Annotated in this window: 16 protein-coding genes; 9 read left to right on the top strand and 7 right to left on the bottom strand. The window is 51.7% G+C overall.

The window, feature by feature from the left end:
* Position 1: 1 nt before the first annotated feature.
* The 3 genes from BQ9846_RS15175 (at position 2) to BQ9846_RS15165 (ending at position 5,081) form a co-directional block, all read left to right on the top strand.
* Positions 2-2,803 (top strand): DNA topoisomerase 3, encoded by a 2,802-nt coding sequence (locus BQ9846_RS15175; RefSeq protein ID WP_159437937.1) that lies wholly within the window; start codon positions 2-4, stop codon positions 2,801-2,803.
* A gap of 309 nt (positions 2,804-3,112) precedes the next feature.
* On the top strand, positions 3,113-3,589 hold the full coding sequence (locus tag BQ9846_RS15170) for a c-type cytochrome (RefSeq protein WP_075881892.1): 477 nt from the start codon (positions 3,113-3,115) through the stop codon (positions 3,587-3,589).
* Between the two features lie 361 nt (positions 3,590-3,950).
* Positions 3,951-5,081, top strand: a complete 1,131-nt coding sequence (locus BQ9846_RS15165; protein ID WP_075881891.1) for a tyrosine-type recombinase/integrase — start codon at positions 3,951-3,953, stop codon at positions 5,079-5,081.
* 48 nt (positions 5,082-5,129) lie between these two features.
* On the opposite strand, the gene BQ9846_RS15160 is transcribed toward BQ9846_RS15165, so the two are convergent.
* Entirely contained in the window at positions 5,130-8,180 is a 3,051-nt protein-coding gene (locus BQ9846_RS15160) for a BspA family leucine-rich repeat surface protein (protein WP_075881890.1), read from the bottom strand.
* A gap of 199 nt (positions 8,181-8,379) precedes the next feature.
* On the opposite strand from BQ9846_RS15160, the gene BQ9846_RS15155 reads away from it, so the two are divergent.
* Positions 8,380-9,312, top strand: coding sequence for a hypothetical protein (locus tag BQ9846_RS15155; RefSeq protein ID WP_075881889.1), 933 nt, complete (start codon positions 8,380-8,382; stop codon positions 9,310-9,312).
* On the opposite strand, the gene BQ9846_RS15150 is transcribed toward BQ9846_RS15155, so the two are convergent.
* The 4 genes from BQ9846_RS15150 to BQ9846_RS15135 form a co-directional block, all read right to left on the bottom strand.
* The gene (locus BQ9846_RS15150) at positions 9,309-9,731 is read right to left on the bottom strand and encodes a hypothetical protein (RefSeq protein WP_144049470.1); all 423 of its coding nucleotides are present in this window, start codon (positions 9,729-9,731) and stop codon (positions 9,309-9,311) included. The two genes, BQ9846_RS15155 and BQ9846_RS15150, sit on opposite strands and share 4 nt — an antisense overlap.
* Before the next feature lie 101 nt (positions 9,732-9,832).
* On the bottom strand, positions 9,833-10,117 hold the full coding sequence (locus BQ9846_RS15145; RefSeq protein WP_075881887.1) for a hypothetical protein: 285 nt from the start codon (positions 10,115-10,117) through the stop codon (positions 9,833-9,835).
* Between the two features lie 29 nt (positions 10,118-10,146).
* Positions 10,147-11,790: a class I SAM-dependent methyltransferase gene (locus BQ9846_RS15140; RefSeq protein WP_075881886.1), complete on the bottom strand. Its 1,644-nt coding sequence runs from the start codon at positions 11,788-11,790 to the stop codon at positions 10,147-10,149.
* A gap of 33 nt (positions 11,791-11,823) precedes the next feature.
* Complete coding sequence (locus BQ9846_RS15135; protein ID WP_075881885.1) at positions 11,824-12,501, bottom strand: metal-dependent hydrolase; 678 nt, start codon at positions 12,499-12,501, stop codon at positions 11,824-11,826.
* A 366-nt stretch (positions 12,502-12,867) separates the two neighbouring features.
* On the opposite strand from BQ9846_RS15135, the gene BQ9846_RS15130 reads away from it, so the two are divergent.
* On the top strand, positions 12,868-14,337 hold the full coding sequence (locus BQ9846_RS15130) for a UvrD-helicase domain-containing protein (protein WP_075881884.1): 1,470 nt from the start codon (positions 12,868-12,870) through the stop codon (positions 14,335-14,337).
* On the opposite strand, the gene BQ9846_RS15125 is transcribed toward BQ9846_RS15130, so the two are convergent.
* A complete protein-coding gene (locus BQ9846_RS15125) occupies positions 14,323-15,168 on the bottom strand; it encodes a hypothetical protein (RefSeq protein WP_075881883.1) in 846 nt (281 codons plus the stop codon). The genes BQ9846_RS15130 and BQ9846_RS15125 overlap by 15 nt on opposite strands.
* A gap of 317 nt (positions 15,169-15,485) precedes the next feature.
* Between BQ9846_RS15125 and traF the strand changes: the two genes are divergently transcribed.
* Genes traF through BQ9846_RS15110 form a run of 3 tightly spaced genes read left to right on the top strand, consistent with a single transcriptional unit; the run spans position 15,486 to position 21,370 of the window.
* On the top strand, positions 15,486-16,538 hold the full coding sequence (gene traF / locus BQ9846_RS15120; RefSeq protein WP_075881882.1) for a conjugal transfer protein TraF: 1,053 nt from the start codon (positions 15,486-15,488) through the stop codon (positions 16,536-16,538).
* Positions 16,535-17,953: a conjugal transfer protein TraH gene (locus tag BQ9846_RS15115; RefSeq protein ID WP_075881881.1), complete on the top strand. Its 1,419-nt coding sequence runs from the start codon at positions 16,535-16,537 to the stop codon at positions 17,951-17,953. The genes traF and BQ9846_RS15115 overlap by 4 nt, the downstream gene beginning before the upstream one ends.
* Positions 17,954-17,962: 9 nt before the next feature.
* The gene (locus tag BQ9846_RS15110; RefSeq protein ID WP_075881880.1) at positions 17,963-21,370 is read left to right on the top strand and encodes a conjugal transfer protein TraG N-terminal domain-containing protein; all 3,408 of its coding nucleotides are present in this window, start codon (positions 17,963-17,965) and stop codon (positions 21,368-21,370) included.
* A 61-nt stretch (positions 21,371-21,431) separates the two neighbouring features.
* Here the strand turns inward: BQ9846_RS15110 and BQ9846_RS15105 are convergent, their stop codons facing one another.
* Positions 21,432-21,854, bottom strand: coding sequence for a hypothetical protein (locus BQ9846_RS15105; RefSeq protein ID WP_075881879.1), 423 nt, complete (start codon positions 21,852-21,854; stop codon positions 21,432-21,434).
* Positions 21,855-22,208: 354 nt separating this feature from the next.
* On the opposite strand from BQ9846_RS15105, the gene BQ9846_RS15100 reads away from it, so the two are divergent.
* Positions 22,209-22,751, top strand: coding sequence for a transglycosylase SLT domain-containing protein (locus tag BQ9846_RS15100; RefSeq protein WP_083651626.1), 543 nt, complete (start codon positions 22,209-22,211; stop codon positions 22,749-22,751).
* The last annotated feature ends 277 nt before the right edge of the window (positions 22,752-23,028 follow it).

Below are 23,028 nucleotides of genomic sequence, written 5' to 3'. Positions count from 1 at the left end.
TGTGATTGCCGAAAAACCGAACGTTGCCAAAGCGATTGCAGAAGCGCTCGGTAATGGCCGTGCAAAACGGAATGGCGACGGCCTTTTTGAAGTCGGAGAAAACCGTATTGTGGCGTGTGCGGGGCACATTCTGGAACAGTATGACCCCCAGGATTACGACGAGCGTTATAAGAGCTGGCGCATCGACGACTTGCCGATTCACCCTGATCCCTGGAAGCTCAAACCACCAAAAGACGCGGGCAAGAAGAAGATGCTGGCGCAGATTAAGAAGGGGATGAAGGGCGTCGAAGAAGTCTGTAACGCTGGCGATATTGATGCCGAGGGAAATTTGCTGGTCGACGAGGTGATTGACTACTTGGGATGGCAAGGGCCGGTAAGCCGCGTACTGATTTCAGACCTGAACCCTGATCCCATTCGCAAAGCCTTTCAGAACCTAAAGCCTAATAGCAATTTTGCTCACCTCACGCGCCGCGCCCTGACACGTTCACGGGCTGATTGGCTCCTGGGGATGAACTGTAGCCGCCTTTATAGCAAGCTCGCTGACCAAGCCGGTGTCAAAGCCACGCTATCTGTCGGGCGAGTGCAGAGCGCCGTCTTGGGGCTGGTGGCCCAGCGTGATCTCGACATCCAACACTTTAAGCCGCACGACTACTACACCGTCCAACTGGCCGTGTCACATCCCAATGGTGACTTCATGGCCAAATGGCAGCCACGCGACGACCAGGCGGGCCTCGATGAAGCGGGGCGTTTAACCGATTCTGCTGTGCTGGACGGGCTGGCCGCCCAAGTGCCGGATCACGTCACCATTTTAGAGTCGCAAACCGACCGCAAAAAGCAGCGAGCACCGCTGCCGTACTCGCTGAGCGACTTGCAGAAGGCCGCCAACCAACAACTCGGCCTCGATATGCAGGCTGTCCTCGATATTGCGCAAAAGCTCTACGATAAGGATAGGTTGCTGACGTACCCGCGAACCGACACCGGCTACCTGCCGAGTGATCAGCATGGTGCAGCAAGCTCGACGCTACAGGCGGTGGCCACCAACGTAGTTGCACTCAATGACGCCGCCGAAAAAGCTGACCCCACGAAGAAGTCGCGTGCCTTCAACGACAATAAGGTAGGGGCACACCACGGGATTATCCCAACGGAACGCGCTGCTCCCGATGATATAGCGAACCTCAATTCCAATGAGCGAGCAGTTTATGAGCTGGTGTGCCGCCGGTATATCGCGCAATTTATGCCCGATGCTGTCTATGACGCCACGCAAATTGAGGTTGGCTTACCCGACGCCGCTGGTGAGCGTTTCGTGGCTCGCGGCAAGGTGTGGATACAGCAGGGGTGGCGTGAAGTCGTGTATGCCGGTCTTGCAGACACAAAAGACGACGATGGCGAGGGTGAGAGCGAAGAAAAAGATCAATCCTTACCGGCGACGCAGAAAGGCGACCAGGCCGAGGGCACCGATATAATCGGTGAAAAGAAGGTCACGAAACCGCCCAAACCGTACACTGATAGCACGCTTATTACGGCAATGACGAACATTCACCGATTCGTCAAAAACCCCGAAACCAAGAAGAACTTGCGCGAAAATGACGGCATTGGCACCGAAGCGACAAGAGCCGGTATCGTCAAAAAACTGATTGAGCACCACAAGCACTTGAAGCGTGAGAAGAAAACTATCCGCGTCACAGCCAACGGACTGTTCCATTATCGACTCATGCCGCCAGAACTCAGCACACCCGACATGGCCGGTATTTTTGAAGCGGCTTTGCGCAACGTCGAAGATGGCAGCTTGCCGATGGCTGACTTTCTTGGGCAGGTGGATTCGTTTGTACAGTCACAACTCGATACTGAGGCTCAACAGCGATGGCTGAAGCAGGCAAGGGAGCTGGCGCCCACGGAAAAACCCTCGCAATATCAGTGCCGCCACTGCAATGAGCCACTTTATCAGCGCACGGCCAAGACCAAGCAGAAAAAGCAGCTTACCTTTTATGTCTGCCTGGCACCTGACTGCGGCTGCCACTTCCGCACTGAAAATGGCAAACCAACCACCTGCTTCAAAGGGCCGTTAAAGTCGCATGACGATGCCGAAATGCAACGTCAACGCGAGGAAGAACTCGCCACCGCGCCGCAATGCCCTGAGTGTCAAAACCCTCTACGCCGATTCAAGCAGAAGGGCAAAGACGCCTATTTCTGGCGGTGCCAAGATTACCAGGGCACGGTGTCGTGCGACTCATTATTTGGAGACAACGACGGTACGCCTGGGGCTGCATTCGTGGTGCGCGGTGAGAAAGTTGAGCGAAAACCGGATGGCCCGCTGTGTCCGGTATGCCAAGAGAGCGAAACCTTCCGTGGTCAAACGAGGAAAGATAAGCAACCATTACTGATCTGCAAGGCATGTGATTCGATGTGCTATGCCGAAGCCGATGGCTCACCAGGGCGCGTGTTCAAAGAGCGGGGCGAATGGGTAAAGAAACCTTTGGATGGGCCACCATGCCCAGTGTGCGATGCACCCAAAACCGCAAAAGCCGCCTCTAAGAAGGCTAAGCGGACGCCGCTATGGATATGCGAAGCCTGTGATTCGATGGGCGTGCGGGACGATGATGATCAGGCGAAACCACCTTTTAAAGAGCGGGGTGAAATGCTGATTGAGCCGAAGACGCAAAAGGGTAAAAGCCAAAATACGCGGAAGGTGACTAAGAAGGGCCATGAAGTGCCCAAAGGGGATAAACCGCCTGATGTCATGGTCAAGGTGTTTAGTCCAGACAAAGATGAAGGTGAGCAGGTGACACACTACTATTACTCTTGATTGGCCTTTCAGTAGGGTGTTCTAGCCGCCAAAAACGGCGCTCAAACGCAAAATCTAGCGGGCAGTGAGCGCCACAAACTCTCAGATTTCGCGTATGAGGGTGTAAATCAACACAAAAATATAGCCTAAAGCATTGATATTTAATACTTAATCGAACCTATCGGCCTTATCTAAGTGGCGCTAAATAGGCGTGAAATATAGCTCAAAAGGGCTCAATGCCTGGTGAAACCTGAATTTTTCCCCATTCAGCGGGCTTCTATGGCCAATTTGTCCCGTAAACTGGGGGTTCCATTTGGCAGGGAGCTTAAAATGAAAGCAAAAGCACTGACATCCGCGCTGGCCGCTACCGCAATGTCGCTCGCCATGACTTCGGTTTCGAGCGCCGATTCTGAAAAGATCGAAGATGCTATAGATTACCGCCAGTCGGTTTTTACCGCCATTGGCTATCATTTTTCCCCCATGAGCGACATGCTCCGTGGCGAGATCGAGTTTGATGCCGAGCGGTTTGATCACCATGCCAACCGCGTGTCCGAGCTGGCCGATATGCCGTGGGAAGGCTTTATAGATGAATCCTACGATGGGCAACATGGGTTCAAAACCACGGCTTCCGCAAAGATCGCCGATGATCGCGGGCACTTTAACGAAATAGCGAATGAGCTTGTTACCACAGCTTCAGACTTAGAAGCAGCTAGCGCCAACGATGCCGATATGCGTACCTTGGCGGGCTTGTTATCGAAAGTCGGTTCTTCATGCAAAAGCTGCCACGACGACTACCGGAATAAATAACCCTTCCTTGTGCAGTTTCTTTCTTGGTGCTTCCCCCGACATGGAAACCATGTACGGGGTCTTTTTTTGCCTATGGGTATCACACTAGCTCGTTATCTACATGGAGCACCTAACTCAAACCTTTTATGTCTCCAACAAAATACAGGCCGCTCGTCAGCCACTTATTTTTATAACTACCTTTAAGGTTCATTAAATGCAGTTATAATATGGGCACAGCAGCCCTCTTTCCCGTGCTGACGATCTCTGGATCGAGGCACGATTGGTACTGAGCCTCCATGTTGATAACGGGCTGTAAGAATATCGTTAAGTATTCTCGTACCGCCGGATACGGAAATTTGCTCAGACCCTTTGGAGTTTTGGCATGAAGCAAGACATCAAGCACGTCGACACCGCTGATCATTCATTGACTGTGTTGCAACAGCCGCAGTCCGGCTTGGTCGATTACGAAGCGCCGCCCATTCGTGTGCGCCATGACATCAACCATCCGTTCCCCCGTGGCACCAATGCGGCGCACCGACATTTGCGCAACCAGGAATCAGCGGCCAGCGCATCTTCAAAGCGGAGCCTCATTAACGAAATTGCCACCAAAGCGCTCGGTGCTCCAAAGCCACCTAAGCTGCTGGCGCCGAACGGTGATCAGCGAGCCCTGCACCCGCAGCAAGCCTTCCCCTATGATTATGTGGATTGGGCAAGCCTCACGCCCGATGTGGTCAGCGAGATATTGGCAACGTACCGCGATGGCGGCGTTTCACCCGCAAAGCGAAATGCCGTCCGTTCCGTGATACGCGGTATCGCCACCGAAGCCTGGATGCTCGATCAAATGAGTCACGCCACGCTGGATCGGATCAAGCAAATTAAGGCAGCGCGGTATTCATACGCCAAACGTGCGGGTAAAGCCCATAGCGCTGAAACCATCCGCGCTCTACTCGATCTTTGTGATCAAGAGCCCAGTGCTCGCGCCTTTCGGGATGGGTTGATGATTTCGATAATGGCTGCCGTCGGCTTACGCCGCGCCGAGGCCGTCAGTATGCAATTGAAAGACATCGACTTTTCCAACGGTGAGATCACCGTCGAGGGTAAAGGCCAAAAGCAACGCACGCTCACCCTGCCCGACTGCGTGTTATGGCGCTTAAACGAATACCTGGATCGCTATCGTGGCCGTGACGCCGGATACCTGTTCAATCCTATCTGGGTGAAGCAGAAAGCACCGGCTCGTGATTATCTGAAAAAGCCACTGAGTCTACGCAGTGTGAATGAGCGCTTGGAGCGCTTGCGCCTTATGCTGCCTAACGATCTACAGCTGGCGCCGCACGATCTACGCCGCACTTGCGCGACCGATCTGCGTGAAGCCGGTATGTCGATGCGGGAAATCCAGGTAGTGCTAGGTCATGCGTCGGTGGTAACAACCGAGCGGTATGTTCTCGACGAAACCAAAGATCATCGGGAGAAAGCCGCTCGGTTACAGGCCGGTAGGTTTGGATATAACCCCTAAACCCCTACCAAATACTTTTAGTAGAAGTTTAGGGTGGACTACGCTTTATTAATTACAGAGTTCGTATTTTGAAACATCACCAGTAAAATAACTTGAAGGTGTTGTTGAACAAAGCGTCGAACTTCCATCAATGGGGCCTGGAAAGCTATCGTCAGCAATGTGAACGGAATCATTAACTTTCATATTCTCTATACCAGAAATATCGTTCAAACTTGGGTTTGAATCGTATATTCCTATCCTATTTGTTTCTGTGATATTGGATAATCCATCAAGGTTTTCCAAGTTCCTATTGTTCCGAATATAGACAAACCCGTTACCTTCATCTGGATTATTATGCGTATAGCCTGATAAAAAGTCTACATTAGTGAGATTTGTACCGTCTATAGCTACAAAAGTAAATTCTCCTGTTGGTGCTAGACTACCAGGATCAGAAAGGCTAGTGGCATTTTCAAACCATAAATTATGTGGATTAACTGCGTCAGAAAGACCTGAAAGTGAAGTTATGCTGTCCCCTTCTATCCTCAATTTTTCCAATTTCGTTAGATTTTCTAAACCTTTCAAGTCCGTAAGTTCATCGCTAACGAAATGAATACGCTCTACTTCTTTAATGTTAGAAAGACCTTTTACTGTTGAGAAATTACCTTTAAAAATAAGCGAATTTATACCAGTTTCTATTGGATATTCTGAAGTTGGCAAATCTCCGGAAATTGCACTCCAAACAGGATATGCCCAGTCAGGATATGAAGAGTAAAGTGATGGTTCATAGCCATTTTCATCAGCATACATCGCCCATGTAATCTTACCAATCCCATTTGGCACAGTAATATCAACTGAATCTCTCTCAACAGAGCGAAGTGTCAAAGTATCACCTGCAAATACAGCTGGGTCTAGCGCTATCGAGATTCGATCACTAATGGTTGTATCACCTGAACCTATAACACTATTATCCAGCAGTACGTCAATTTCTGTGTCTGGCCATAATGTTAGTGTAATAAGATCGCCATCTTCATTAAACTGAATATCGAAATCACTCAACGGGTTAGGAGCATGGTTTAGCTGGTTAAAGCCAAAATTTTCATCAATTTCAACATTTTCATAGTAATACGACGTTATAGCTTCTTCGCAAAGCCTTTTGCCGTCGTTATCAAGTAAATCTCGCCCATTTTCTCCCCATTTAGGATGCAGAGAGGTAACGTCTTCCATTGGTGTTCCGCTAAATGTCCATTCAGTAGTGTGTTGCCACTCACCTTGCCAACTATTATATTCTTCTTTACTTTCATAATTCTCTACGTTCCAGCAAGATAAGTCCTGATACATAGAAGTTTCATTAAACATTCTACGAAACTCATGGTGTGAATCTGCATTTTTAACATTCCACCTTGACAAATCTTGATTGAAGCTTGATGCGCGATCAAACATATCCTTTATTGTAATTGGGCCTTTAAGCGCCCACTTTGAAATATCTTGATTAAATGATTCTGCTTCTCGAAACATGTATCTCATTGTATTAGCATTTTCAACATTCCATTTCCAAAGAGGTTTGTTAAATTTTTCAGCACCCCAAAATGCACGCCTAAAATCTGTAACTCCTGACACATCCCAATTATTTATATTCTGATTGAAATATTTGTTATATCGAAATGCCGATAATAGATTATCAAGTTTACCCGGCCGCCAATTACTTATATCTGTTGTATTCCAAAACCTTTTCCAATGATCTCTTTCTACACCAGCATAATTACTATTCTCAAAAGCAAAAATTTCCTGGAAATTTTTTGCGTTCGACATATCCCAGTAAGATATATCTGCATCTGAATTTCTTAGTAAGCGTTCGTTTGTATAAAGTAATTCGCTGAATTTTTCTACGTTTCCAACATAAAGTTCGTCTAGGCGCCACTCTCTAAAATTTCCATACTCATCTTTATACGCTGCTCCATCAGCAATATCTAAAAGCATTTGATGGTCTTCCACAATCAACATGCCGTCACACCCTGGCCACTCGCCGATTGAGCGTGTTGGTGCTGCTTTACATTCGGGTGAAACATAATCTTCTGGCACATTAACGTAATCCGGTACTACTACCGTCACGTCACCACGTCCAGGTGCCGATAGTGTTAGGACATCACCACCAATCACTCGCGGATCAAGCGGGATCGTGATCCTATCGTCCGAATATGTATTGCCCCTACCTATCTCTACGCCGCTATCATTTTTAACAATGACTTCCGTTTGCGACCAGAACGTGCCGGTGAGAGAGTCGCCTTCTTCCGAAAATGTAATGTTGAAGTCAGTAAGCGGGTCGGTCGAATCGCCAAAATCTGGCAGTCCTATATCCTCGCTGACCAAGTAAAAGGTTTTCTCACTGGTGGCTCCATCATCGCGTTCGGTATAAAACCCCAAAAGCTCGCCGCCTGACATTTCCGGCGTTAGCTCCATGAGGAAATCGCCGTTAGAGTCAGCCATGACACGCCCAACTTCGGTATCCGCTTCGTCTTCAGCGACAACCTCTTGATCTGCTAACGCCTTACCCATCGCGTATTCACCGCTGGCATCAACACGGATGTTGCTCGGCTTATCCGGTGCATTTATGCCAGGGGGTACAATGTAATCTTCCGTTGCGCCGCCAGACGCTTCAAGGTTCAAGACCTCGCCACTAGTGACAACCTCGTTCAGCATCACCGTAAATTGATTGCCGGTCACAACGGCAGCGCTACCCAGGCTAGCTCCTTCTCGTTTCACGCTAACAGTTTCTTCTTCACGCCCGCGCCCTGTTAAGACTGTGCCATCGGTATTAACCGAAACATCGGCAATATAAGACGTTGTAGGTTCTTCCACGTCGGAGCCATCGGGGCCGGAAGTATCAGAGTCATCCCCCGTGCCATCACCACCAGAGCCCAAGTTGCCCCCGAAATCATCATCACCTGAGCCTGAGCCACCAAAAGCGCCGTCCCAATCGGGTGCCGAGCTGCTACTAAATTCAGTTGAGTAGTACCGAAATACCATTGGATCGTCTGAAGCGCCCGCGTACTGGCCAGCAGACAGCATGATCGCTGCCGCCAGCGGCATGAGCATAAAAGGCTGTTTCCCGTTTCCCGCCATGTCGTCACTCCCGCTTTCGTTATGGATTCGGATTTAACGGTTGTTTCCACTGGATAACTTTACGCAAGCCAACCCTGTGTTCAGCCCTTCTCAGATCGTGATTTTTAGGTGTTCACTCGGCGTCACTGCGACGCTGCATGTCATTGTCAACCTGCTATACTGATAGTAGGTAACAGATTAGTTTCGGCGGGGAGTCTCTATGCCAATACCAACCAACGACCTGCTCGATAATGATCGTCGGCGTTTTGAGCTGATCCATCAGGCCAGCGAATGCTTTGATCGCATCCTGGCGGCGATTGATACGGTTTGTGAGCGTTATGAGAAAGAGCAGCCCCACGCCTGGGCGATGAATACCGTCCATACAAACGCGGATTGGCTGCGTCGCGTGCTGTCTGATATGTGGCATGACGCGGGTGTTGCCGGAAATGCCACGTCGAAACATACCGCTGTGATCGCGGCATCGCCGGAGCTGCGCGAGGCATTCCACACTCTGAACGAACTCAAAGGCGAATTTCACGAGATTGCTGACGAAATGAAGGGCACGCAACCGACGTACAACTCTCAGTCGGTGCTCAAAGAAGAAATTGCCAAGCAACACCCGCAGCTACGGGCGCACTTGAATACGGCGGGGCTCGCACGGCTGAGTTTGAAGAAAACGTGGCGGCGACTGTTTGTATTCGATGAACCTGTGCGGCATGTGGGCATCGGCTGGTATGTCAGTGGGCGCTCTATCGTAAAAATCAGTGTGGAAGACGCGGAAAAGCGGTTGATCAAGCTCGGCGCTGATCAGCCCCATGTGGCGATTCAGCTCAAGAAGCTGGCGAATCTCCCGCCTGGGGAGCCATTGGCGCTAGTACGCAAGCAAAGCCCCCTATTGCGGTGCAATATCCAGTTTGCCGAGACAGACGAGAACCCTAAACCGCGTCCGGTGGCCTTTAATTCATCCATGCCCCTGATTGTGCCACCTGACCTGCATACAGGGCTTTTGCCACCGCTGCGCACGCCCCCTGCTCAACCGCATGAGCCTCGCGGCGAGAGCCAGCGCCGTAAAGATACGAAGGTGGAGGATTCCCCCTTCCTACCTTCTATCTGCGTGCATCGCTACTACACAGCCGATTCGTCAGCGGCTTAATCCCCAGCGGCGGCATTATTGCCGCCGTTGTGGTTAATGTCAGAGTGCTCGACTGCTTCGACAGGCACACACCCTTTGCTTTCCGTCCGGTACATGTCGCCATGCCAATAGTGCGTTACATCGGGCGCAATATAGCGCGTATCTTCGGGTAGCAACTGGTACTCGATGCAGCCGTTATCCGTTCGCCCTATGGGTTGCCATCTTCCCATTTCCTTTCCGTTATACATCGCCGTGGTGGGCGCCCCATCTGGCCACTTGTCCGGTAGCTCAAACATATTTTCCATTTCGTCATGCGATGCCGATGGCATCCCCATTAAGGGATGATCCTCTGGCTCATAAGGCGTTTGCCCTGCACAGCCCGCCACAATGCCTGCTAAAACGACGCCTGCAATGGATTTCCCATGTAGCTTCACCCTCATGTTTTATCAGCCCTCTGCGCTTCAATGTATCGACTTCTGTTATGGCGGTTAAGTGTTGTGACCGCGCCCCTCGCAACCTGACCTAGCACGCCTGGCTGAACCTATCCGCTCACTTGAGAGGCCATGACATCATTGAGAAAATCTTGCTGGTCATCAGTGCAACGCTGAAAGCCTTTGAATTGACCGTTTTCATGGACTAATTCATCAAAGCGCCAATCACTATCGCGGTAATACACTCTGCGCCTAGCAAGCCCCCCGACGACTGCATCAACACGCTCAATCACGTTAGCTGCATCATTGGTCACGCTTGGCCCACCTCTGTCGTTATCGACAATCAAGACCAACATATCGGTGACACACACCACTGAAAAATCTGCTTTCAGCACGACACCTCTCCTTCCTCAAGTTTATGGGCTTATTGCGCCTTCTTTTTGACAACCGCTATCGCGGTGCTTATGGCAACACCAGGGAACGCATCGTGCATTGGTGACTGCCATTCAACCGACACCCTTTGTTCACATTCGGGCTGCCAGCTCGATGAAAGGCTATGGGGCAGGATGGCGACCAACCGCCCGCCAGGAGCCAGACACCGAATAGCCGCATCGAGGTGTGCTTCTGCTTGCCCGCCGGTATATGGCGGATTCAGCCCAATTTTATCAAAGCAGCGGTGCTGGCTTGCCGACCACTCAAGAAAATCGGCCTCTACAACATCGGTGATGCCCTTTGCCTTCAGAATGCCGCAATGAAGCGGCGCATATTCCACACACGTTAGCTGTTCCGAAGGCAGGCGCTCGGCAATCGCGCCTGTGCCAGCACTGGGCTCCAACACTCGATCCTCGGTCTGTATGTCCAGCAAATTTACGACCGAAGCGGCCAAAGTTTCCGGTGTGGGGTAAAACTGGTGGCTTTTGGCATTGGGGATACAGCCCGAAAATACAATATCGTCCACCACGGGGCCGATTGGATAGTCAAAATCAAAGACCCTCCCATCCTCTGACTGACCACCAATCTGCGTCAGCACGTCAATTAGCTGCTCACGCACGAAACGATTGTTTGCCCGCGAAATGACAAACCGGCAAGGGGATCGCTGGCCATAAAAATCATTGTAAAGCGCGGACAGAACAGGGCGAGGCAAAGGTGTCGTTAGCGGTTTTACTTGGATAGCCTTACTGCGTTTACGCGGCGTCTTGTGCTGATTCGGGATAGCCTCTGGATATAGATGCGCCAGCACCTTGTTCAGCTGCCAAGCCACATCAGGATGTATCTCAACGTGTACGGTTCCCTTCTTGTAGAAACGAAGTCGAAAGGCGTTTCCATCAACGGGAAACCACTCGCCCGTTCGATTGGTTTTGATAATGCGATCCAGCAACCAGTAAATGCCGGTTGAAAAATCCTTGGGTATCTCGCGCTTTAACACGATAGCGATGACTTGTCTGAGGTCTTCCAGATAAGCCGTATCGGACGGCACCAGGAGGCTAACGCAACGTGAAACATAGGTGATCAGTCGCTTAGAGAAGCCTTCGGGTCGATTTGTGACATGCTCATGGCTAAGGGCTCGAAAAATACCATCAACACGCTCTGCAAAGTAATTTTTCCGCTGCGCGAAAAGCTCCGTAAACGTAGCCCGCAGGTTGTCAGCGGTAAAAGGAGGCGTCTTCATGCGACTTATCACGTCGTTCCACTCGTTTCGGCGTTTTGCAGGCAATAAAGACATCACATTGGTCAGCGCTAGCGCCTCTTGCCAGAACCGCGCATCAAGCGCCTTCACGGCCCCTTCAAGCTGGAAAATGCGGTCGTAATACAAAGACGATACGGAATTGACACGGTGATCCGTGATATTTCCCTTGAAGAACATATCAAGTAGCTGCGTGTCGTGGCCGTGGTGCGCCATAAATTCTGCTATGGCTTTCAGCTCTCGATAGGATTTATCGTACCGTCGAATGAGGCTATCAAAGGCATCATGGCTGATAGCCTCCCCACCCATTGCCTCGTCATCGCCATCAACATCACACGCTGCAACAGGTGTTGTATTCAGCACAGCATCGTTAAGGGCACCCATGTCTTGCCTCCTAAATTCCGCTAGGTCTGCTTTTCACCCTATACGAGAGAAGGCATCGACAAAGGCAGCGAGAATTGTCACGCCGTCGCGCAAAGGCGGCATCGCAGGCAACATCACAAGCGACGCCAGTAGCATTGCCAGCCCTGGAACCGGCGAGTTTTTATCCATGAATTTCAGTGCCGAACCAAACGATTTTTTTAATCGTGCTCCCGCCAGGTCGACCGAGTAAATTTCATCAAGCACCAAATGAATTAGCCCGCCAGCCAGCAAGGCGAATCCGTATGACCAACTCAAAATCGAGGCACCAGTGAGAGAGTGCGTTAAAACCGTCGTAGCCGTGCTGGAAAAAAGCAACGCGACGAGAGAGTGAGCATTTCCGCGATGCACAGTGATGGCGTTAAACGCATGGAAAAACCCATGTCGCACTGCAACATAAGCACCAATACTGGCGAGTAACGCCGGTAACAACGCCATGTCCTCACGCAAGGAAAATGACATGGCCACCATTGCCATCAGCCCTAGCACCGAAAAGATCAATTTCACGGAATGCGACTTCTTCGCGTCAATGTCCGGCAGCAAGCCACCAATGATGACCAAAGCGATGACAGGCAGCATTTCACTGGCTCGCCAGATGTGGGCCGCATACCCCGCGTTGGCCAGCACCGTACCACCAACCACGGCGGCGCCTAAGTGAGTGCCAAACATCGCCATCCTTGCCTCCTATTTATCGTCGCTGCCTTCGTTGAGCGCCAGTGTAAGCACGGCGCCGAAATGGCCACGTCGCTGAGAAAGGGAAAACTGGGGTGTTGGCCAAGAAAACCATTTGCGCTGTGCGCAAATGGCCATTTTTAGGACTCCTTACATTTCTACTAATAGATACATTACTAAGAGCGCGGATTATCGACATGTCGGTTTTCCGACACGACGGATTACCGACACGACGGTTTGCCGACTTGTCGAAAACCTGTTGCCTCGGTGAAAGCCCCGCGCACAACCCCAAAAAGCCGCCTCTCACCTGCTAGGTCGCTCCGAATGCCGTGCTAACGTTGGCAAAAATCGTCAGAAGGAGGGGTAGCGGTGTCTCATGCCCTAACAGAAGAACAGCAGCCCGTGGCTAACTTTAAGGGGCAAAAGCTCGTCGTTAAGGCGTATGCCGGTACAGGTAAGACCACAACGCTTGTGGCGTTTGCCAAGGCGAATCCCGATGCTCGGATACTCTACGTCGCCTATAACCGTGCGATTCGGGAAGACGCGCAGGCTCGATTTCCGTCAAACGTCACTTGCAAAACCACGCACCAGCTCGCGTATGCTGCTATCGGGAAAGATTACCGGCACAAGCTCTCTCCCAACCTGCGTTTACGCGACATTACCGACGCGGTAAATACGTTTGATTGGTCGCTGGCACAAGACATTCGCGCCACGATTCATGCGTTTGCCATTAGCGCCGACAAAACGATTGATCGCCATCATTGGCCCATTTCTCTCGATGCCACCAGCAAGGCCAAAGATCGCCAAGCGATTGTGATTCATCACGCTAAACGCTTATGGAAAGCGATGTGCGATGTAGAAAACCGCGAAGTATCTATGACCCACGACGGCTACTTTAAGCTCTACCAGCTAAGCCAGCCGGACTTATCTTCGCGCTATGACATCGTGCTGCTTGATGAAGCTCAGGACTCCAACCCATGCGCTGAGGCCATTGTCATAGACCAGCCCAGGTGCCGCGTGTTGCTGGCGGGTGATCCCTATCAAGCGATTTATCAGTGGCGTGGGGCTCAAGACGCAATGGCCTCACATCGAGTTAAAGACGCCAAGGTGATGCGGATCGCCACATCGTTTCGGTTCGGTGAGCGTATTAGTGCCACGGCGAACGCTTTGCTGGCGCTACGCGGGGAAAAAGTGCCGCTGCGCGGATTGAGCCAACGCCAGGATTGCGTTATCCCCAGCAATCAATTCCAGCTCAAACAGTCGCCCGTGCCGCAGGTGACGTTCTTGGCCCGCACCATGATGGGCGTTATGCAAACAGCCCTGCATTTCTCACGTCGCAAATTATCGGTGCATCTTGTCGGTGGCGGTGACTCGTATCCACTCGCCGACATGGAAGACTTGTTCTGGCTTTCACGTAACAAGCGTGACCATATCCGCAATAAGCAGCTGCTACGGGATTTCAATGATTTCACGCAGTACAAAGCCATTGCCGAGGAAACCAAAGACCCCGAAATGCTCCGCGCTATCAAAGTGCTCGATACCTATCCGCACTTCGATCAGGAAATGAAAATGCTGGAAAAGCGGCTATCGGCATCGCCAGACGACGCCGATATAGTCGTAACGACTGCGCATCGCGCTAAGGGGTTGGAATGGGAGTGCGTCTACCTCGTCGATGATTTTCCTGATCTATTCGACGACCTCGATCCAGCCGAACGTGACGCTGAAATTAACCTCATGTATGTCGCGGCTACGCGGGCAAAGACACTGCTGGCGATCAATACGCAATTGCAAAAAGTGGTCACGCGGCACAACAGAGCCAAAGGGCTAAGCGCCGCCTGAGATACTTTTTAGCTCCGTTTCTGCACGTTTTCTCATGGTGTCGACCATCGTTTCCCAGATGACAGGGCTTGTCGGCAGCGTCATGGACTCCACCATATCCGCGACTCGCTGTGTTCCCACGATACCCGCGAAGGTGTCTAGTTCTTGCCATGCGGCATCGGGCACTGTCTGATCCAATAAATAAGGTACATCAGAGAGAGCGGCCACCAGGCGTTCGTGAAGGCGACGGCCTACCGGATGGCGCATGGTTTCTTCGGCCCGTTTCTCATGGGCATGAAGTCGCTCTTGCTGTTCATGCGCAAAGGTATCAGCGAGCTGTTTTGCTTCTGGCTGCCAAAATAGAAATGTATCTTTGGGTAAAAGCGCCATCCGCTCATAAGCTCGCTCGATAATCCGCTGCGAACCCGCATCTTCGATTTTATTGGGTGGCCCACGTCTAGTCGTGAAGGCATACTCAACAGCCTTGATGCTTCTTACCGCATCGTAGACCGAGGCGATACGATAGAGAGGACAACCGGCGTTACCGACCGGCCAAAAAGGCGCGATACACACGTCTAGGTGTAAAAAATCTTCCAGCACTTCAAATTCGCCCAGCACAAGACTGTGCTGAAACGCGCTTGGCCAATCGCCAAAAGGCGGATTAGCTGACAAGGCTGGCGTTGTCATCGGCGGCAACGCAGCACTTCGCATCTGATAAACACCAGCAAGTACAGATAGTGCTGCCGATTTTAGCAAATCAACATCATCGGTATAACTTGCGGCCTCCCCCTTGGTTGGATCGTTATTCTCTATCGCTTTAACACTCTCAAGTATATGACGTGCGGGGGCCATTTCCGTACTCTCCCTTATATTGTCTGCAAGTCAGCCTACACCACTGCTGCCGGTTCCTTGGGCAAGGGTGCTATAGTGTATTTTGTACTTTGTATTGTAATTGACTCCCCTTTTCGATGTCGTGATCAATACGCCGTTTTTTCAAGGTAGATCATCAACGCTCCTTTATGGAAAGGCATCTCAGGCCCGCGAGTCACTTTGGGTCCACCTCACCGGCGTTTCGCCACTGAATACCTGTTTTTTCCAACTTCAGCCGCACTCGTTTTCGTAACGGCCTCGTACCATCGACGGTAAGTGACACACCAAAGAGGTCTACGATGGCGCTACCTAATCTTCGCTTACGCACGTTCGCGTTGGCTTTAGCCCTGACGATGCCAGCGCCAGCACTGGCGCTAGACAATGCCCCCCAGCAATCAACCTTTTGGGAAGATGGTCGCGACGGCTGGTTTTTCTATGAGTCACCACCGGAACCAGAGCCAGAACCCGAAAAGGAACCTAACAAAGAGCCGGAGACGGTCGCAAAAAAAACACCGCCACCGGCACCGGAACCGAAAAAACAAACACCTAAGCCTCAAGAGGCTCAACAGCCCGAAGGGCCACCGGCTTTGTCGGCGGCATGGTTTCGGGAAAACCTCGAAAAATACGAAGACGCCGCCTGGAACAACCCGACAGTGGAGAACGTCAGGGCGTACATGTATTTGCAGCGCTACGTCATGGATCGCAGTGAGCAGTTTGCCCAAAGTGCTCAACTCGCCGTATTGGGTGATCCTGTGCTGGATGAAACCAACCGGCGACCCAGCGCCAGCGCAGCCGCACAACGCCAGACAGAGCGCGCCAACCGCACACGTAATCGGCTTGTCAGTGAACTCGCTGAGGAAGTCGGCATGTTCTTTTTCTATTCCTCCACTTGTGAAGCCTGCGCCACGATGGCGCCTGTTATACGGGAGCTGGAAAAAGACTTCGCCGTTATCCCTATCTCGCTAGACGGTAAACACCTGCCTGGTAATCCCTTTCCCAATATGCGACGCGACCAGGGCCACGCTGAGCAAATCGGTGTGCCGCGTGCGCCTGCACTCTATCTCGCTGCGCCTGGCGAAATCTTTGAACCCATCGCTCACTCTCCTGTGTCCGTCGACGATGCACGCCACCGTATTTTGATCGGCGCATACCGTCAGGGCTGGGTAACACAAGAGGAATATAACAGCGCACGCCCCATCGAAAACTTGGATGTCGACCTGACACGGATGCTAGCCAACGAAGACCTTTCAGACTTGCAGCGCGACAGCGACACCAATTTCATTCCACCCAATGAACTCATGCGTGTCGTGAAAGAGGCTGAAAACAGTTTTTTTGAGGAGCAAAGCCAATGACGCTACGTGTGAAACCGCTAGCCGGTGCCATCGCCCTTGCTAGCTTCACTTTAATAAGCGCAACAGCTCAGGCAACAGGCGTGAACGAAACGATTAGCGGCATGTTTGACGGCATGGTGTCTCATTCACCTGCGGGGAAATGGGAAACCCAGTCTCGTGGTGTCATTTCCGGCGGCGGAATGCGCGTGCGCTCACCCGTGATGGAAGAACAGCTAGTCAATATTCAAATGCCCAGCGCCGATGCTTCTTGCGGCGGCATCGACTTATTTGGCGGCTCGTTCTCGTTCGTTGACTCTGACCAGCTAACGCAAATTGGCCGTGCCATCATCAGTAACGCGAAAAACATGGCCTTTAAACTCGGCCTGGAAGTGGTATCCCCCAAAATCGCGGGTTTGATGCAAGAAATTGAAAATACCGTCAGGGAACTCAATGCGTTATCAATGAACTCTTGTGAAATGGCACAAGGGATCATGGCACCAGGGGCGCAAGCGATTGAGCGTAGTTTCAATGTCGACATGGGCCTGACAGGGCAAGAAGGACAGGCGTTCGACGACTTCTTTGACTCTTTCAGCAATATCGGCGACGGCAGCAATACCGAATCCGCTATTAGCACCAACACTCAAACCCAAGACGACTACAACGAAATGGTCGGCAATATCTTTTGGACGGCTTTGCAGGATGCCGATGTTGGCAGTTGGTCATGGGTCGGCAATGGCAGCAACAATGAAATCATGGAAATGGTGCAGTCCGTCACCGGCACCGTGATTGTCGGACAAAAAGGCAGTCCCGACGAAGAACGCGATGTCGACACGATAAACGGACAACTCAACCTCTACTCTTTCGTTTTTGGCGGCGATAACGAACAGGTCGTCTCTTGCAACAATTACAGCGAATGCGACTCCCCTACCGCAACGACGCAAGACGTTGAAGGGATGTCGCAATTACTAGAAGACGCACTTCTTGGTTCGTCTTCAAGCTCCGGCCTCATTGCCGCTTATGGTGAAGAACACAATCCCGATAGCGCCGTACCTCAGTCGCAGCAAAACCTAATGACATCGTTGCCGTTTGAGTTTGGCGCTCGCATGGCACGTTTAGCACCTATCAACCAGGCCGCCGCCGAACACCTCGCCCGTGAGTTTCTACCACTCCTGTCTCTTGAAATGTCAGTCAACTTGGTTCGTGCGCAACTTCGTGCGGCGCGCACCGCTGCTAACAATATGGACTCTCCACATCGAAGCCGCGTGATGGATTTAATCACTGAGGCGACTGACCTGCTCCACGCGCAAACCCGTGAAATTCAGGTGGATCAAAACGTAGCGGATATGGAAGCGATGTACCGTGCGCTTTTACAAGAAGCGGACGTGCCTCGCCACCATCTAAGCAACACCAACCCTGATGTAGTAGGCACAAACTAAGGAGGCTCTATGGATTATGTGATTTATTCTATCGGCTCCGGTGCCTACTTAGCCGAAGTATTAAAAGCCGTCGCGTCCATTACCGGCAGCGGTGACTTTTCCCAGTTGATTCAAATCGGCATGGTGCTGGGCATCATTATTTTAGGCTTTCAGACCATTATGAACGGCGGCAAGGAGATCAGCGTCGGTCAGATTGCTGCTGCCTTTTTGCTCTATGCCCTGATGTTTGGCCCCACCGTGGATGTGGCTGTCCACGGCGTTTACGACAATCACGATGAAACGGTGGGTGATGTACCACTGGGTATCGCGGCTCCTGGCGCGATGGTGTCACAAGTCGGGCTAGGGTTAACCGAAATGTTTGAAACCGCCTTTGCCCCATTGAACGCCTCGACTGCTCCCACGGGCCTATCACAAGGCGGCGGTTTTGTTGACGCCCTGAAGGTGCTTAACACTGTCCGCCGTGGTGGCTCTGATACAGCCCTATTAGCCGCACTGGACGAGGCAGAGCCAGGTTTTCGTGAAAGCTGGGATCAATACCTTCGTAACTGCACCTCACAAAAGATTCTGCGCGGTGAAGCGACGATTGAGGAAATCTACGACGACCCTTTCGACGAGACGGAAGGCATCAAATTTAACTCAAAGACGTTTTCGACACCCTATTATGAAACGGGTGGATTAAGCTCGCCTGTCAATAAAACTTGCACCGCTGCCTACCCTAAGCTCATTAGCTGGACGGATTCGGTCAGCAGTGGCCATGACCTCGACGATGTTTTGGAACGACTTATCAAGCCCGAAGGCGGTATGAGCGCTGGCCCCAGTGGCAACACCCCTTCTGAGGAAATATCGGACTCACTCGATATGTTGGGTCTGGGCACTGAAGATGCTCAAGATTTTGTGAAATTGTCCCTTTTGGAACCCATTTTTATTCAATCAATGGGGGATCGCTATAAGGACTTTCTCGATACCAATACGGCTGTCATGGTGAATCAGGCGCTTGATCAGCGTAATGTGCAATGGGCCAGTGAACAGACCATCTTTATGTCAACAGTTAGGCCGATGATGACGTTCATCGAGGGATTTGCGTACTCCATCCTGCCTTTTGCTGCCTTCATCCTTGTGCTGGGCGGTATCGGGATGAAGCTCGCCATGAAATACGGGCAAATGTTGTTGTGGGTACAACTTTGGATGCCAGTATTAGCCATGACAAATTTGTACTTGCATACCGTCGCCGCTGGCGAGCTGGCGCAAATCGACAACTTTTCCTCGTCGTTCTATGCACTCGATCAAGCAGATAAACGCCTATCACACTGGATTGCGGTTGGGGGGATGCTCGCTGCTTCAACACCAATCTTAACGCTTGTGCTGTTGACCGGCTCGGCATACGCCATGACATCGCTCGCCCAGCGTATGCAAGGTGCTGACCATGTAAATGAAAAAGTCGCTTCTCCCGATGCGGTTCAGCCTGGCGCTGTCATGCAAAGCGCGGCGATGTACCAACATAGCGCCGGTTCTGGTCGAGTCCTCTCTGGGGCTGAAGATAGCTTATTCAAGTTCGATGTGGGGCAGCTATCACAAAGCTCCATGCAGTCAGCACGGCAAGAGCAGGTGCAGGCGTCGGAATCGCTTATGGGCTCTGCCACAACGGGCTATAAAGAAGGTGAAACACTATCTAGCTCGCAAGGGCGCGTCGAATCATTTAATAGTGCGCTTAATAGTACCAGCACGGAAGGCGTCAACGCGCTTAATGACACAGCCTCGCAGATTGGGGAAAAGCTCGATCTTTCCAAGACACAAACGGAAGCACTGCGTTCTGAAATGGCGGCCAACGCCAGCGCAGGGACAGGAAAAACACTGGGCGGCATTCTCAGCAAAATGGGCATCAGTGTTTCCGCTGCGGCCTCTCAAGGCTTTTCTGTTGACCAAACGGTTAGCGATACACTTCAAAGCACGGCGGGTAGCAGTTGGAGCGAATCGGATACAGCCGCACTTGCTGAATCGCTTTCGCATCAGCTACAGGGCACCTCGCAGGAACAGCTGGCTCAAACATGGGGGGCTGAACGTGCTCACTCCATGCAGTCTTCTGCCAGTGAAGTAACGTCGACTTCCAAGAGTTTTCAGAAGCTAGAACAAGCCAGCGAGCAATTCGGTGCCAGCGAATCTTTCCGCGCTGATCGCGTTGGTAAAATGCTGACCGACAGCGGCGCATCCGCTAAACTGGATGGCTACTTCAACACCAATGCGTCCAGCGATATGAAACAGTCCGCTAATGAGCGGGCCATTCGGTATGCAGCGGATAAAGATGATGGCGGTTATGGCATGTCGAGCACCGACGCGAAGGCTGCTGCGCAAATGTACGAGCTTTATCATGGCGATTCAGAACATCAAGCGGAATTTCTTAGCGTACTGGGTGACGCATCCGGCGGTAGCTACGGTGACACCATGCCTGGATCGGGGGCTGGCCGTAATGAAGGTATTGGTGACGGTATTGATCAGCCTGCGGATGTCGGTGGCGGTGCTTATCAAAGCACTCCGACGCCTGAACATAGCCTCGGCCCCAATGGGGATCGTGGCCTTGTCGAATCCCATTACGGGGCCAATGCCGACGCTGCACGCCAGACCAACTCCGATAACCAGCAAAAACAAGCTGGCGATGCGATTAGCTCTCGTATAGATGGGGCTGGATCACCGTCGAATACCTGGGCTGGCAATAAACTCGCATCAGCGGTGCTAGGCGAAAGCGCAACCGCCGATGTGCAAGGCGGCTTTGCTGGCGCGTCGGATCGAATCATGCCAGGTGGCGGGTGGTCGGGTAACGACCCTACTAGCAGCAGCGGCGATATGATGGCGCCCACCATGCTTCAAAACCCGACGGGTGGTGGTGCTGTTTCTTCAGTCGGACAAGGACTGGGGCTACCGGATCATCAAGCCCAAGCCTTCGGTTACGGCTCTATGAACGAAGATCAGCGTCAAGCCTTTGAAGCCGGTGGTGGGTCGGTCGACCTGAGTTCACCGGCAGCACAAGCTGCGTTCAATGCTGGCCAAACGTACCGTGATACCGGCGACATCAATGAAGCACGGGGAGCATATAACCAAGGCCGTGTTGAAAATGCGCGTGATTACTATGCCAGCCAGTTTGATTCAGCGGGTGTAGGCACTATCGCCTCGGCACTCCATTCAAGCGATGCGGATCAGCGTCAAGCGCTTTTCCAGAGTGGTATTGACGCCGTTGCACGCGAAGCGGCCACTGCGGAAGGAGTGAATTATGATCAGCTTTCACCACAAGACCAAAGCCGTTATGACAACTGGGCCACTAACGTCGCTGACTCCGTAGCAACAGGGCTCACAAGCGAGCAAAGAGAAGGTGGGGCTAGAGCGGCTTACGAACATTCTGAAATCATGCGATTACATAACGGATAAGCCTTAACTCTCCAATGAAAAAACCCGCCGAGGCGGGTTTTTTCGGTATGTGATCTTTTCGCTAGTTGCTATCAATGATCTTCACATAGCGAGGATCAGATAAGTAGCCTGACCAAACCACACGACCAAACAGCATCATCGCTGCCGGTATAGCAACCATGAGCGACTTCATACCGATCAAGTCAATATCGGTTAAACGCAGGATTTCGTATTGGAACGTCGGGAACAAGGGTAGTGCCATTCCCGCCAAGACGAGGGGCAACAATGCCCAATGGACGACGGGGAAAACGTGCATAACGCCACTGATCAGTGTGATAGCACCAAAAATAACAACGCCTGCAAAAACCAAATGACCGTGGTACACCAGTCCACCCGCGTATAGCCAGCCACCCATTACAAGCAACACTGCACTGAAAATACCGGCGTACATCAGCAATCGACGATGATCTTTTTGTCTAACGGCATCGGGATTTAACCACTGCATAATTTCCTCTCCTTAGTGCTTCCTACTTTCCATTTTAGCAGCCTTCCGGTGACGACCTAATTTGAGATATGTCAATTTTACACCTTCCTTAAAAGACAATTTTTTGTTAGCTTATATATCTGCATCCCCTTGATTTATATTAAAAAAAAGGCTCAACCCCGAAGGCACCAGTGTTCCCGCCGATACGTTCAGGATGAACGCCCTTGTCTCACACACTTGGTCGCTTTTGATAGCGGGTTAGCCTAATACCCAGAAAGGTAAAGCAGCGCTAAGCACACGGATATAGATAATCCCACTGACACCAGGCTGCCTCCATTTTTATAACGAAATAGAAATTGGAAAGGCTTATCAGCTATGAATATAAGGACTCACACTTGGTCAAGCGGGGTGCTTGTAGTCTCTCTTATGGGAAGCTCATTAACTTCCGCCAACCCCATCGAAAACAGCGTGTTCGGCACCGTCGGAGAACAAGTCGGTATTGATCCAATGCTTTTGTACTCCGTGGCGCTGGCTGAATCTGCACACGGCGACAAGAGTGGTGTTTCCCCCCACCCTTTCGCTCTGCGCGTTGCCTCGTTGCCAGGTCAATACCCAGACAGCCGTGAAGAAGCAGAACGCCAGCTCACCGAGCTTTTGCAATCGCACCGAAGCATTGACGTGGGAATGTTGCAAATCAATCTTCATTGGCACGGCCATCGAGTAGATGACCCAACCGACCTACTCGATGTTCGCACCAACCTGGAAGTAGGCGCTGAAATTCTACAAGAGGCCATGAACAGTACGGACGATCCTTTGATTGGGATAGGTCGCTACTACACATATAGCGACGATAACGCCTCGCGCCGGTACGGCGAGCGCGTCACACATTTCTATCGACAACTGCAACAGCAGTTTTGAGCACAGGGAGACAAGGGATGGTCAACTACCTCTGCCTGAATACAGAGGCTTGTAACCACAAGCCGGGTTGACCAGGGAGAGCGGGCCGTATGGCCGCTACGTTGATAACAGGTCGCCAAGACTCACCAGTGGATGCTTCCTCAGTCCGCTGCTCTGAAAGGTCAGGATCATGCTGGCGCAAGGTAAAACGCCGAAGGTCTTGATCGCTGCCGATAGCAGTATCGTCGGCAGGAGCCGGTTATCGACATTCCCGAGGGGAGACGGGGCGCAAGCCCCG

It is taken from the genome of Vreelandella massiliensis (assembly GCF_900155385.1).
GTDB lineage: Bacteria > Pseudomonadota > Gammaproteobacteria > Pseudomonadales > Halomonadaceae > Vreelandella > Vreelandella massiliensis.
This window is presented reverse-complemented; position numbering and strand designations above follow the sequence as displayed.